Annotated in this window: 14 protein-coding genes; 2 read left to right on the forward strand and 12 right to left on the reverse strand. The window is 33.5% G+C overall.

Annotated features, from left to right (window positions below; all coding sequences use genetic code 11):
* The 3 genes from BD31_RS07370 to psmA all read right to left on the reverse strand — a co-directional run.
* Positions 1–888: 50S ribosomal protein L3 (locus BD31_RS07370; protein ID WP_008300686.1), on the reverse strand; the 888-nt coding region annotated here is incomplete at its 3' end.
* 205 nt (positions 889–1,093) lie between these two features.
* Positions 1,094–1,906: a putative RNA uridine N3 methyltransferase gene (locus BD31_RS07375; RefSeq protein ID WP_008300689.1), complete on the reverse strand. Its 813-nt coding sequence runs from the start codon at positions 1,904–1,906 to the stop codon at positions 1,094–1,096.
* Between the two features lie 29 nt (positions 1,907–1,935).
* Positions 1,936–2,673 carry an archaeal proteasome endopeptidase complex subunit alpha gene (gene psmA / locus BD31_RS07380; protein WP_048097568.1) on the reverse strand — a complete coding sequence of 246 codons (738 nt, stop codon included), beginning with the start codon at positions 2,671–2,673 and terminating at the stop codon, positions 1,936–1,938.
* A 52-nt stretch (positions 2,674–2,725) separates the two neighbouring features.
* On the opposite strand from psmA, the gene BD31_RS07385 reads away from it, so the two are divergent.
* Positions 2,726–3,142 carry a DUF371 domain-containing protein gene (locus tag BD31_RS07385; RefSeq protein ID WP_008300701.1) on the forward strand — a complete coding sequence of 139 codons (417 nt, stop codon included), beginning with the start codon at positions 2,726–2,728 and terminating at the stop codon, positions 3,140–3,142.
* A gap of 248 nt (positions 3,143–3,390) precedes the next feature.
* Positions 3,391–3,732, forward strand: coding sequence for a hypothetical protein (locus tag BD31_RS07390; RefSeq protein WP_008300682.1), 342 nt, complete (start codon positions 3,391–3,393; stop codon positions 3,730–3,732).
* Between the two features lie 49 nt (positions 3,733–3,781).
* On the opposite strand, the gene BD31_RS07395 is transcribed toward BD31_RS07390, so the two are convergent.
* From BD31_RS07395 to BD31_RS07435, 9 genes are all read right to left on the reverse strand, one after another.
* The gene (locus tag BD31_RS07395) at positions 3,782–4,432 is read right to left on the reverse strand and encodes a Snf7 family protein (RefSeq protein WP_008300679.1); all 651 of its coding nucleotides are present in this window, start codon (positions 4,430–4,432) and stop codon (positions 3,782–3,784) included.
* Between the two features lie 94 nt (positions 4,433–4,526).
* Positions 4,527–5,636 carry a thioredoxin family protein gene (locus BD31_RS07400; RefSeq protein ID WP_008300691.1) on the reverse strand — a complete coding sequence of 370 codons (1,110 nt, stop codon included), beginning with the start codon at positions 5,634–5,636 and terminating at the stop codon, positions 4,527–4,529.
* 4 nt (positions 5,637–5,640) lie between these two features.
* Complete coding sequence (locus tag BD31_RS07405; protein WP_008300700.1) at positions 5,641–6,375, reverse strand: cytochrome c biogenesis CcdA family protein; 735 nt, start codon at positions 6,373–6,375, stop codon at positions 5,641–5,643.
* A 219-nt stretch (positions 6,376–6,594) separates the two neighbouring features.
* Entirely contained in the window at positions 6,595–9,009 is a 2,415-nt protein-coding gene (locus tag BD31_RS09695) for a LamG domain-containing protein (RefSeq protein WP_008300696.1), read from the reverse strand.
* A 39-nt stretch (positions 9,010–9,048) separates the two neighbouring features.
* Positions 9,049–9,510 (reverse strand): hypothetical protein, encoded by a 462-nt coding sequence (locus BD31_RS07415; RefSeq protein ID WP_008300698.1) that lies wholly within the window; start codon positions 9,508–9,510, stop codon positions 9,049–9,051.
* Between the two features lie 108 nt (positions 9,511–9,618).
* Positions 9,619–10,749: an aminotransferase class I/II-fold pyridoxal phosphate-dependent enzyme gene (locus BD31_RS07420; RefSeq protein WP_008300694.1), complete on the reverse strand. Its 1,131-nt coding sequence runs from the start codon at positions 10,747–10,749 to the stop codon at positions 9,619–9,621.
* Positions 10,739–11,716: a biotin synthase BioB gene (gene bioB / locus BD31_RS07425; RefSeq protein WP_008300703.1), complete on the reverse strand. Its 978-nt coding sequence runs from the start codon at positions 11,714–11,716 to the stop codon at positions 10,739–10,741. Before bioB ends, BD31_RS07420 begins: the two co-directional genes overlap by 11 nt.
* 248 nt (positions 11,717–11,964) lie before the next feature.
* Positions 11,965–12,405 carry a universal stress protein gene (locus BD31_RS07430; RefSeq protein ID WP_008300699.1) on the reverse strand — a complete coding sequence of 147 codons (441 nt, stop codon included), beginning with the start codon at positions 12,403–12,405 and terminating at the stop codon, positions 11,965–11,967.
* A gap of 93 nt (positions 12,406–12,498) precedes the next feature.
* On the reverse strand, positions 12,499–13,596 hold a 1,098-nt coding region (locus BD31_RS07435; RefSeq protein WP_158641239.1), incomplete at its 5' end, for a hypothetical protein.

Below are 13,596 nucleotides of genomic sequence, written 5' to 3' on the forward strand. Positions count from 1 at the left end.
TTTTAGAATAATAAAATCTCCTTTGACTAATCCAAAGTGTTTGTATCCTCCATCTGGATTGATTTTCATTTCACTGTTATCCGTATTTCCCATTACCATAATTCTTTTGTCATATTCCGTTCTCTGATGGAATCCCATTTGCCCTGCTCTGGGTACAGTGTACATGACACTTTGTGGTGATATTGGACCTAGTGAACCTACCTCTCTCACTGTCTTTCTAGATTTGTGTTGTTTCTTTTTTACTCCCCATCTTTGAATTACTCCTTGCCATCCTTTACCTTTAGTAATTGCTGCTACGTCAACTGTTGCACCAGTTTCAAAAATTTGATCAATCTTGATTTCTTTTCCAAGTAATTCTTTAACATGGGTAAATTGTTTTTGAATATCTCCGCCACTAACTGAAGCTTCAAAAATATATGGTTTCTTTTGTTCTAATCCTGCTGCTCGTGGTGACACTGCAACTATTGCAAATATTTCTTTGATTTTACCTAATCTTTTTTCTGCATTTTCAATAGAACCTTCTATGTTTTTAATTGTAATTTCTTTAGCTATGTTTTTTGGTATGTCTTCTGCATAAACATCAAATTCTGCATGTGCACCATAATGATCTTTTGAATAACCTCTAATACCTAAAATTAGTACTGGTGGTGTTACTAAGACAGTACCGAGACTTACAAGTTGTTTTCCTGCGTTAGGTACTTTATCACGATCATCTATGGTTACTAATTGAACACAACCTGCTTTAAATCCACAATGTGCTAGAATTTTTGGCTCTTCTGAATTTAATTTTGGCCATGATCTAATTCTTGCTTCCATGCTTTTGGCACGTATTCTGGGAGAATATGCAAGACTTCCTCTACGTGGTTGATGGTATTTTCTAGCGCCCATGGATAAAACCGAACATCGATTTCCCTCTATTAAACCATGTGAGACTTCGTTAACCTCTGAAAAAATACTAGTTAACCATCTATGCCTAATTTGTTAAGGTTCTGTGAATTCTGAAAGTGAATTCCAAATTGTTATTCCACCAAGTATGACTCCAAAAATACCTAATCCAATTGCAAATAACAAAAAATTTTTTCTTTCGGGCATGTTATGATGTGCTCTGAGCGTTAATTATTGCTAGTGTTCCAAGTAAGGCTTCTTCTAAACGAACGGTTTCAGTAGCCTGATTAGGAAAAAAATTCAACGCTTTTGCATTTTGAACGTTTTTCATTTTTCCTCCAATAATTTCATGAACTCCTTTCTCCGGTGATCCAAATACTATGAGTACTGGTTGATCTGATTTTGTATATTTGGCAATTTGTTCTTTTGTAGCGGTTTTTCCTTTTCTTGATGTAATTATGATGCCTCCTTTCCAATCTGCTAATATGGAATACAAATTTGATCTTTCTTTTACTGTATATCCCCAATAATCTGGAGATTCACTTCTATCTATTTCCTTTACTGATAATTTGGGATACCCTTCTTTGAATCGTAACGTAACTCTTTTTCCAATGGATGTATCTCCAAAAAATGGTATGAGTTGATTAATTCCTACGTCGACAAATCTTTTTCCCTTCACGCTTACTACAATTCCTTCTCTTACGTCACCAGCGTTAATTTTTTTTGAATTTGTAGGTGTTATATGACTAGGAATTTTTAATGGCTGTAATACTCCTGCAAATTTTAAATCATTCATCTTTGGAAATAATCTTCTTCTCAAAAACTGAGGTGTTTCTAAATATTTTAAAATCATGACCATTAAACTTCCGTCATTACTGTTATTGCCTTCTTGGTATACGTAGATTGTATCAATTTTAAAAATTGCACAAGCTCTTGCAAGGACTGAAATTTTACGTGTCTTGTCTATTTTAAGAGATTCATCTGATAATGCAGAATCAGGAATAGCTACAGATAATTTCAACGTGATTTAATCTCCCTGACACTCTATGATTATTTTTTATCGTGTGGGTATTTTTCTTGTGCAGATTTTGCATATTTTTTAATTTGCTCGTTTGAAACTAATTCATACAAACCAGTGTCTGTTTTTATATGTGCCATTCTAATGTGACTGGTCCCTTCTTTATCTTCACTTGAAAGATATATTCCGCCAGCAGCTAATGTTGCAGCATCATCTAATGAAAGATCACTTTTGTAAGTTTTTTCTAAAAAATCAGTCACTTGATCAGACCCTGAACCAATTGCTATTGCATCATAAGAGATGTATGTTCCACTAGGGTCAGTAAGATACAATTGTGGTGTTTTGTTTACAACCCCTCCAAGAATTAATGCAACACCATAAGGTCTTACACCCGCATATTGTGTATATTGTTGACATTGATCAGCTAAATGCTTTGCAATTGTTTCAACTTCTACTGGTTCATCATAAATCATTTTGTTACTTTGTGAAAAAAATCGTGCATTGTCTACTTGACTTCTTGCATCTGGTATGTATCCTGCTGCTGCCACTCCAACATGATCATCGATTTGGAAAATCTTTTGAGCCGTCTCTGAAATTTGTAATTTTCTTGGTTTTTCTTCTACTGCAATTATGATGCCATCTTTACATTTGATGCCTACGGCAATTGTTCCTCTTCTAACTGTCTCAATTGCATATTCTACTTGGTATAGTCTACCGTCAGGGGAAAATACGGTTATAGCTCTATCATAACCTTGTTGTGCAGGAAGCATTTGATTCAAATGCTTTGAAAGTTTAATTTAAGTCTAGCCTATCAAATTTGCCGTGAGATTCGAAATTCAATTTTCAGGACATGAAAATATCAGATCAAATCATCAAAAAACTATAGAGATTACTAAAGAGTCTCATTTAACCCCTCAAGGTGATTGTATTGTGGGTGTGAATGCATCTGCAAGTTGTGCTGACTTACCTCGAGAATTAAAAGACAAACTCAAAAACTCTGATTCTAAAATTACATTTTCTATTTCTGTTGAAAACTATGAATTTATCATTAAGGGCAATGGTCATCAAGATCTTATTCTTACACATGAAGAAGACATCGTAATTAGAAAAAGTGACTTTATCTGCCCAAGAACATTGGCTGTCAAATGTGATAAAGCATCAGATCTGCTCCCTCGAGAGATGGTTGAATTATTACGTAATCCTAACACTAAGGGGGTTTTTAGTATCACAATTGATTAACACTGTGACAATTTTATAGGTACTTGATTTTGATATGTCTATGGGTCTTAAAACCAATATTTTCATTTTAATTCCTTTGGCGCTTTTTGCAGCTGTAATTCTTGGAATTGGAATGTATAATACACTGTGTAAAGATGCAAACATTCCTTTACCGTGTTGAAACTGATCAAATTATTTCTACTTATTACCTGTTTTAGTTAATTCTGATTTAGCATGATTCTCTTAAAGCATGGCAGATTAAATTATTTATGATAAAACCTACAATAGAATTACCTGTTTCTAAATCACCAACTGATGCAGAACTAAAAAAACTCAAGGAATATTTCAAGGAAATGCCTATTGAGGAGATCCTTTCAGGATTAAAATTTGCAAAAAATAGATGGTCAGCAAAAGATGCTGGTACTCTTAAGGTAGGTAGAAAAAGTATCATACAAAAAGAAGTTCATTCTGTCACTACTGAACAAGCTCAATGGAGATTAAAAAACTGGAAGATGATGATTGCAAATTATCGTAGACGAGGATATAGCTACCCAACAATATCAAGAATAAAGAAAATTCTGATACAAAAAAGTAAAAAGAAAACAAAATAAATTTCATTGAGCAATTTTTGAAATTGTTTGTTGATTTCACAAATAGTTTCTAGATGAAAATATCTGATCTTCTTTCGACTATTTGATGTTTGAGTGTATCTGGTACATCTGGAATTGTTGATTTTGTACGACCTGCAATTACATTATGTGCTTCTTCTAGGATTGCCTGTGTGTCTGCATTTGCAGTGCTTCCCACATTCAAACTATCCCCCATATCCATTGATGACCCTGCCATTACATCTCCAAGTATTTGTGACAAATCTTGCATTGATGCATTCGCTTCTGGCATTATTCCACTTAGTGATGGGCTTAATCCCTTGATAATTGACATACATGGACTAAGTGTTACCACTACATCTCCTAACTCTGAAACTGTATCTAATCTTAGTTTGACTTGCTCCATTGATAATTTTGCCCCGCTGACCATGTTCTTCATTTTTCTAACTTGGGCTAATTCTCCAGCATAAGCTTGTGCATAACTTGGTTTGTTATTTTTTTGAGCATTGACAATTTTCTCAAAAATTGTATCGTGTTTTTTCTTTAATTTTTCATCAATTACTTCTAATTTTGAAATCTGAAATTGTAATTTTTTTTGAGCAAAATCTATTTTATTTTTGAGTGGTTCATCAGGTCTTACCTTGCCAATCATTCTTTGGGATATGCTTTCTCCTTCTGCCTTATTCCAAGAATTGCTGATCAAACCTTAATTTCCTCAAATTTGATTGATTTTTTTGTTTTAAACTGATTTGTCACTACAAGTGGTGTCACTGGAGTTACACAAGTATGCGGTTACACTACCCAAAGGTGAATGTGAATATTTGAAATCCCTTACCTGAAATTTTGATTTCTATTGTGTGTGATGAACTATTTTCACTTTTTATGATGTTGTACAATCCTGCTTCAGACACCTTGAGTATATTATCTGCAGTAATATCACTTCCAGAATATTCTGAAGGTAATGGGTTACCATCCAAAAATATCTCTAATTCTGCATTATTGTCAGTTACAATGTTTACTTCCTTTGCATTATACTGTAACTTTATGGATCCTGTTTCTGAATTTAATTCCATACTATCTTCATTATTCTTCCAATCTCCTACGGGGTAGAATTTATGCAACTCTGTGTTGCTTGGTTCAGAATATGTTACGATCTTTCCGGGTTGGAATCCTTCATCACTCCCCAACTGATTTCTATTCTGTGCAAATTTGTATCCAAAGTATAATTCCGGAGTTCTAAACATTGAATGCTCAAACTCTTTGATATCTACAAGTGACTCTTTAGATGCTAATTGAATTCCTAATGACGTTGCTCTTTCTTCTAAAAGTTTCTGAATAATTTTCTCAGTTTCTTTATACCCGCCCTCTCCAATATGGTCATATCTTAGATACCCTTCATGATCTGCAATGTATTTTCTTGGCCAGTATCTGTTTTCAAATGCTTTCCATGTTTTCATATCGTTATCTAATACTACCGGATACTCAATTCCATGTTTATCTATTGCCATCTTTACATTTTCAGGATCTTTTTCAAATTCAAATTCAGGTGAATGAACTCCAATGATTAATAATCCCTGTTCTGAATATTTCTCATTCCATGCAGTAATGTATGGAAGTGTTCTAATGCAATTAATGCAACTGTATGTCCAAAAATCATAAAGAACAACTTTGCCTTTAATTTCTTTTGATAATTCTTCTGGAGTGGTATTAAGATAATATGCAATTCCAGTCAAGTCTGGAGCCATTTTAAATCCTGATTTGTCTATCTTCTCAAATGATTTTGTTTCAAATGAAATATCTGATGGTTGTGTGGGGGTATCAAGAGTGGATAACACTGTGCTTACTATGCTTATTCCTATAACAATTACTACTACCAGTATCAATGCTGTTTTAATTTCTGATTTCATTTAATCACCCTAAGAATAACAATTCGTTAAGAAGTGGAAAATTTGCAATGTATGCTAGTTGATTTGTAAAAACTAAAATTCCTAAAATTATGATAAATGAACCTAGAATTACGTTATAATATTTGAGATGTTTGCTCATAGAACGAATAATTCTAGTCGCTCTTGAATAAAACACCCCTATCAAAATAAATGGAATTCCTAATCCCAATGAATACGCCAATAGTAAATTAAAAGCAATTGACGGAGTTGTTGCTGCAAGTGTGAGTATCGTTCCAAGTATTGGACCAACACATGGTGTCCATCCAACTGCAAAAGCTAATCCAAAGACAAATGACATTGGATAGCTTGCCTTTGATCTTTTTGGAAAGAATTTCTTTTCCATGTTGAGTTTACTAATCTTCATTGAAAGTAGTAGAAAAATTCCGAATCCTACAATTATTATCCCTCCTATCTGGTTTAGTCCTTCTACAAACTCGCCAACAGATGTTGCAAGAACACTATTGATGATAACTCCTAATGTGGAAAATACTACTGAAAATCCTAGAACAAAAAATACCGAATTTAAAATAATGTTGGTTCTATTGATTGATAGCGTGTTTGAACCACTGTTTTGACTGAGTTCTGACAATGTAGTACCGGAAATATATGCTAAAAATGCTGGAATCATAGGTAAAATACATGGCGCAACAAATGATCCAAGTCCTGCTATTGTTGCAACTGCAAGTGTGATCTCTGTCATAACTTAAAGACACAATTTTTACTTTAAAGGATTCTTCCAGATTCATGCCAAATTCTAATCCAATCCCTTTTTAACTAGGATTTGCAACTTTTGAACATGAACAAGCGTTTCATAATTGTTGGAATAGTTTTAGGAATTGTCATTACACTAGCAGTAATTATTGGCTCACCTGCATTGATGGGCTTTGATTCTATGCGTTAATTTATACAAGATATGTCTCTACGTTACAGTAACAATTCCAAATTCTATTGTTCTTGTGATGCTTTTTCCCGCCACATCATATCCTGAAATATGTAACTTCATATTGTAACTTCCGGGTGTTATCTGTCCATTGGTGCCTGTGGTTGCAGGCGGGTTTTTAGCAGTTGAAAAAGTTAGATCCATAATACTTCCTATTGGGAATGCAATACTGTCTTGAATGGAATTTACATCTGTGTTGTTTGCTTGTAAAATAATTGATGCAAAAGTGTTTGAATTAGAAATATCCTCAAATGTTAATCGTGTCCCTTCAAATGTAATCCACGCTGTACTGGGACCTCCATTGTACATCGATATGTTATTTGTTTGATCTGAAATTATTGTGATGTATGATTGAAATGTTTCAACCGCATGTGGGTATTGTAAAAAGGAACTTTCAGGATTTCCTATAAGATTTGTATCATCTATCCTCAAATCCATATCCAAACCACTAATGAACTGTATGTCCAGTCCAAGTCTCTGAGAGTTTGTAAAATTAATCCACCCTGAAGATATTGTCGAATAATTATAACTGTTCAAAAAACTACCGTTTGCTTTTCCATCAAGGAATTTTAATTTATAATTACTATCTGTTGCAATGTTTGATTGTACTACTCCTGCACTATCTGTTTTATTCAAGTAGAATGTTACTATGTGTGCTGCATCCCCATAGTTTGTATTAAAAAGATCTGTTACTTCAGCACTTGATAATGCATGATTATCCCAATGCATTAAATCATCTATCACTCCGTTAAAACCATCTCCTGGATTGCTATCTTCTGCACCAACAAAGATTTCGTCAATGTTTAGATTGTTTCCACCACTACCTATACTGCTTACATCTACTGAGGTAGCATTGATGTATAATATACATTGATAATTATCTGGTCTCACTGCTACAAGATGTTGCCAATTTCCATTTTCATAATCAAACCCGTTTGATTCACATGTAGTGGGCGTTCCACCTGCGCTACCTCTATGTGTGAAATACACATCATCATCAATATCTATCCCTATTTCATAATAATCATTTCCATTATTTTCATTTGCACGATAAAGAACTTGATTATCATTAACCCCCTCATCTGCTTTGAACCATAAAGCAGTTGTATCAGGTGCTTGCTTGATATCATTTTCACTTTCTTTGTGTAATTCGATATAATCTCCCCCATCAAATCTAAATGCTCCTGAATTATGTGGGCCACCATTTGCTTCATAAGTTGGCATTTTGTTTCCTGAACCTAAACTATGACTATTTGTGTTTCCTGTAGAATCTTCTGGTGAAAAATTTCCTTCAAAATGAAATTTCATGTTTGCGGAATTGTCATCCATCAAACTATCTGGATATGGAGCACTGACATAAGTTAAACTTGCATTCCAACTTCCTGCAGGAATATCTACTACTGTACCTGTATTTGTAAAAAATTTTGGATTATCAGTTTCAACTGAAAGAGTTACTCCTCCGGTATTTGGATCTCCAGAAAACATCTGATACTCTCCATTTGGCGTACCAACAATTTCACTATGAAAAATTAAACGATCTTTGATCAAAGGAGAATTTAATGAATTGGAGGATAATGACGTTTGAGATTGTTGAGCTAATAATATGTCATTTACTCTTACAGTTGCTGTTGCAAAATTTTGAGGAAGCCCATTTTGCAGATTTGTTGTAAATGTCACTGTGTCGTCAAGCGTACCTGATATCTCATACACCCATGTAAAATACGCTGAATCCCCTTTAGACAATGTTGTTTTTTGACTAGGATTCATATCCGAAATTAAAGTAAATGTTGCAGTTCCTGTTGTCTGTGGGGGCAGCATGATTGGTTTTACATTTACCAGTATGCTGTTTTTGGTCATGTTGTTTGTAACTGTTAGTAATAGTGTTGTCCTGAATCCATCTGAAACTGTTTCTGGAAGTGCTAAAAGTTTCAAATCTAGATTTTCCTCACTAGGAGAATTAACTGAAAATTCTTCACTATTTCCTCTCTGCGTAACTAATTTTATCGAATAGGCTTGAGATTCTAATGCTTGAAGGTCTAATCCTTGACCTACATTTGTAATTATTTCTTGAGGAATGGAGATTTTATTCAATGTATAATTTTGTAGTTGCCATGTTGAATCCGTTACGTTGTTTATCCAAAATCGTGTAAAATTAATTGGAAGTTCTCCTGTATTATGAATAGTAAAATTGAATTTACCTGCATCAATTCTGGCAGATGTTATTTCAAAACGCTCTTTTGACTTGTCTTGGATTTCAACTGTTTTCATTATCACTTGATCGTTTAACTGCTCAATCAAATTTACACCATATGTAAAATATCCTACAGTTGAACTTAATACAATTACTAAAAATATCATTCCTATTACACTACTTAACCCTCTTCGTTTAACCAATAGAATCCCATCCTAACATGTTATTATGATAGTAAGGTATTATATGCTAATTTGTGTTTGTATTATGTTTCCTCTTGACGTTGTGCTTTTTACATCCAAAACACTGTGGGATGAGAATGATGGTTCATTAATTGGTATTGCTATGCTTTCATTAGGCATAATTTGGCCATTTGAGACGACATGTATTTTGTTGAATGATGAATTTTTCTCAGAGATGCTTATCTCGGTTACATCTAATCCTATCCTTCCAGTGTTTGTAATTATGACCGTTATTGTTTGACAAGGATTGTCACTACAATACACATATTCAAAATTCAATGATTCGTTAAGTTTGTTGGAATAATCATTCACTGTATTTGTCATTTCAATTTGCTGTGACGTTAAAGATGATTGACTCCACACAACTCCTGTACTTCCTAAAATACAAACTGCTGACATCATGATAGCTGATGTGATTATTGTTGCTAAACCTCTTCTTTTTTGTGACCGTCTAAATCTCATGTAATAGTTCCCATATTTGGGAATAAAATGAATAGTCTGTTCTATTAATAACAAACCATTATGTTAATGAAATAAGATGGTAATACTTCATAACATAGGACAATAAGATTATTTATTCATAAATCGTTGATATGCTTTATCTAAAACCTCAAGTGTTCTTTCAATATCTGTATGTGATAACCACGCAGTAACCGAAATTCGTAATCTTGCCTGATTTTTTGGGACTGTCGGGTATCGAATTGGTTGTGCAAAAACTCCATTAGAAAACAAAAACTCTCCAAAATCTATCGCTGCCTTCTCATTTCCAATGATTAATGGTATGATATGTGTGTTGGAATTTACCTCATATCCAATCTGTTTTAGGCCATAAGAAAGTCGTTTTACGTTATTTTCCAAAACTTTTCTCTGTTTCTCTCTATTTGATTTGATTCTTTTCAATGAGTACTCTACCAAAAACGATGGAAGTGCAGATGTGTAGATAAATGATTTTGATTTGTTTATGCATAAATCAACTATGTTATTTTTTGAGGCAATGTATCCACCAAATGATCCTAGACCTTTACTAAGACTGCTAACATACATATCAATTTTTTTTGAAACTCTGAAATGATTTGGGGTTCCTTTTCCATCACTACCTATGACAAAATCCCCATGTGCATCATCTACAACAGTAATCGCATTTAATTTTTCAGTGATCTCAGTAATCTGATCCAGTGATGCAAAATCCCCATCCATGCTGAATACCCCCTCTGTAATTACAAACTTGCTCTTTCCACTTTGTTTTAGTTTTTTTCTTAAATCCTCCATGTCATTATGTTTGTAAATTATGATTCTGGCATCCGATAATTTGCATGATTCTATAATACTTGCATGATTTAATTCATCACTTAGAATCAAATCACCTTTTTTTGCTATAGATGAAATTGCCCCCAGATTTGCCATATATCCAGTGGGATAAATCAAACTGCTTTCTTGAGATTTATGTTTTGAAAGAACATCTTCTAATTTTTTGTATGATTCATCATTTCCGGATACAAGTCTTGAACTTGATTGAAGTTGATTGATTTGTATCTTCGTTGTAGGTATTCCTAGATAATCATTTGAACATAAATTCAAAAGTTTTTTTTGATTAATTGTGATGTGGGCACCGTGTGACTTTACATATCGTAATTTTCGATAGAGATTGTTTTGTTTTAATTTCTCTAGTTCTACATCTATGAAATTTAGTTTATACTTCAAGGCCAATTTTTTCTATCATTTCTCGGTCTTTTTTAGCCTCATTTCCACCCATCGTGAGATATCCTGCAGTAATGATTCCATTTGCACCGCTTTGTAGGAGTTCTTCTCCAGAATCATCCAAATTTATCTCTCTACCGCCAGAAATTTTGATCACTGACTCTGGCAAAAGAAATCTGATTACAGAAAATATTCTAATAATTTCTGAATTAGGAAGTTCTGTTTGTAATTCAAGTGGAGTTCCAGGAACAGGGACTAGTATGTTTATTGTTACTTCTTCCGGATATATTCTAGCTAACTCTAATGTTAATTCTAATCTCTGCTCTCTTGTTTCTCCTAAACCTATTATTCCACCAGTACATAATTCTAGTCCTGCATTTCTTGCAATATCTAATGTTTTTAGTCTGTCTTCATATGTGTGAGTGGTACATATTTCAGCAAATTTTGATTTTGCAGTTTCTAGATTATGATTATATCTTTTTACATTTAGTTCTTTGAGTTTTTTAGCTTGCTCTTCTGTTAGAAATCCTAAACTACATTCAACACTTATTCCAACTTTATTGTTAATTTCAGCAATAATGTTGCAAACTTTATTGAAATCCTTTGATGATGGCTCTCTCCATGCAGCTACAAGACAATATGATTCTGCCCCTTGCTCCTTTGCAATCTTGGCTTTGGATACCACTTCTTCTGGTGATGGTAATTGATATGTCTCAATTCCTGTATCAAAAAATGCCGATTGCCCACAAAAAGTACAATCTTCACTACAAGCATTTTTTTTAATATTGTTTAATTGTTCAACATCTACTCTATTTCCGTTAAAATCTCGAGTAATTTCATTTGCACACTGCGCTAAATATTTTAAATCATGATCTGAAATGTTGAATAATTTCTCTGCGTCATCTGCAGAGATTTGTATTCCAGAAAACACTTTTTCTTGACATTCTTTGATGAATTCCTGAGTGCTCATAATTCCATATCTTGTATTCCATTTATAACAATAACAATGGTGAAATTCTTTCCATTATCGTCATTGTTATCATGAAATACGTTAACCTCCAAGGTCACTGGAGGTTAACAGTAAAAAAACGTTTTTTGATTCAACTCTGCGATAATTCAGTCACCATTTAGGGGGTGAAAATGGACGCAGGCGGTATATCATAGCATAGAAATCCTTGTAACATGATTTCTACTGGGATGTATTCTAAAATCTAGAGTCTATGAGGGTTTTGTCGTTAAAAGATGGCAATGAGATTTATGATGAATTACATTTATGATATCATCAAAAAGTGTAATTTCTTCCATAGATAATTTTGGATAGTCCACAATTAACAAATCAATTTTGTTTTCTTTAACATAATCAACTACCCAATGGGAAATATTGTCAGTCAATGCTAATTTTGTCTTAATGGTAATTCCTTGTTTCTGAGCAATCTCATTCCAGTTTTTTAATTCTGCTTTAAGTTTTGCAATCTGATTTTGTGTTGTTTTTTTATCAGACTTTGTTTCAAAAAAATAAAACTTTGGTGGAGTTTTATACATGCATTCTATCACAGTCAGTTCTGAATCAAATTTTTTAGCCATTTCGAGACCAAGTTCAAAAGATTTCTTGGTATGGGTTGGAGTAATGATTGCAACAGCTACTTTACAAAATATCATATAATTAGTTCACTACAATTGTAAATTAATACCCTCCCATTTCCATCATTTTAGGGATAAAATGAGATGCAGGTAGATATGAAAATTAAATGGTCATGTGCATATTGCAGGTTCTCCATGAACATCAACTCCAGAGACATTTTCAAGATCTTCTGTAATCATGGAATATTGAACAGACTCAGGATCCCACAACCCTGAGATTGAAATCATGTATCCTGAAGAATTCTCTAACACAGTAATTTCTCTATCCTCAAGGAAGTATGTTATTCCAAACTGTGCAATTGTGCTTTGGATGGAATTTTTAATATGTTCTTTATCTAATTCCTCAGTTGTTTCTATATTCCAACTAGTTTGACACAATAGGTCGTTTTCATTTGTTGCGTCAGGAACATTTACAGGGAATCTTTTTCCCTCAGTTTCACGCGGTGTATCTGAAAAATCATCAACTTCTTCAACAAAATTTTTCCCATCTGTAGTTCTGCATTGCCTTGGGTATGATTCCATAACCGAATTGCCAGCTAAAACACATTCCTCAAAGCTGTTAATAGAATCTACACTGTTTCGAATTTCTTGAAGGGCAACTATGAGTTCAGAGATTTCTGGAATTTTATCTCCATTTTCAAATTCAATTCTTTTTGTTTTACCATCATATGAAATTTCAATCCACTCAACTGGGGCATCCGCACATCCAGGACATCCAATTTTGTCAGAAATGGAGATAAATTGATGAAAATCAATCAAATCTATCAATTTATTCCATTCTGTTTGAGATAGTTGAGATTCTTTGGTTTTCTCATGAAGATCCACCCATTCATCTGAAACAAAATCATGCCCATTTTGTGTAAAGATAATTTTATCAGAAGTTATTATGAACTCTTTTGTACAATATCCAATACAATAACCAGCATAAGTTCCAGTTTTAATTATTGGATTAACGGAGATTGTATTTTCATTTTCTGCCCAATTCCGGACAAACAATTTTTCTGCAGTATTTGGTGTTACACATGCAGGACTGGAATTACTTGATTTGATAACTAGTACAAGATCTGCCTTACACTGAATATTATTAATTGGAATTCCGATATTGAATTGTTTTAATGGGGCATCTATTTTTGGTTCGTTGATTTTAGAAACAAGAAATGTCATGACATAGTCAGATGGTTTGATTGAAGTAGTACTTAATGGATAAGG

The organism is Candidatus Nitrosopumilus salarius BD31, assembly GCF_000242875.2.
GTDB lineage: Archaea > Thermoproteota > Nitrososphaeria > Nitrososphaerales > Nitrosopumilaceae > Nitrosopumilus > Nitrosopumilus salarius.

Excerpts from the sequence above, each read along its gene's own strand:
- psmA (WP_048097568.1), bottom strand. The coding sequence starts at position 2,673 with ATGCTTCCTGCACAACAAGGTTATGATAGAGCTATAACCGTATTTTCC.
- BD31_RS07390 (WP_008300682.1), top strand. The coding sequence starts at position 3,391 with ATGATAAAACCTACAATAGAATTACCTGTTTCTAAATCACCAACTGAT.
- BD31_RS07400 (WP_008300691.1), bottom strand. The coding sequence starts at position 5,636 with ATGAAATCAGAAATTAAAACAGCATTGATACTGGTAGTAGTAATTGTT.
- BD31_RS07405 (WP_008300700.1), bottom strand. The coding sequence starts at position 6,375 with ATGACAGAGATCACACTTGCAGTTGCAACAATAGCAGGACTTGGATCA.
- BD31_RS07415 (WP_008300698.1), bottom strand. The coding sequence starts at position 9,510 with ATGAGATTTAGACGGTCACAAAAAAGAAGAGGTTTAGCAACAATAATC.
- bioB (WP_008300703.1), bottom strand. The coding sequence starts at position 11,716 with ATGAGCACTCAGGAATTCATCAAAGAATGTCAAGAAAAAGTGTTTTCT.
- BD31_RS07430 (WP_008300699.1), bottom strand. The coding sequence starts at position 12,405 with ATGATATTTTGTAAAGTAGCTGTTGCAATCATTACTCCAACCCATACC.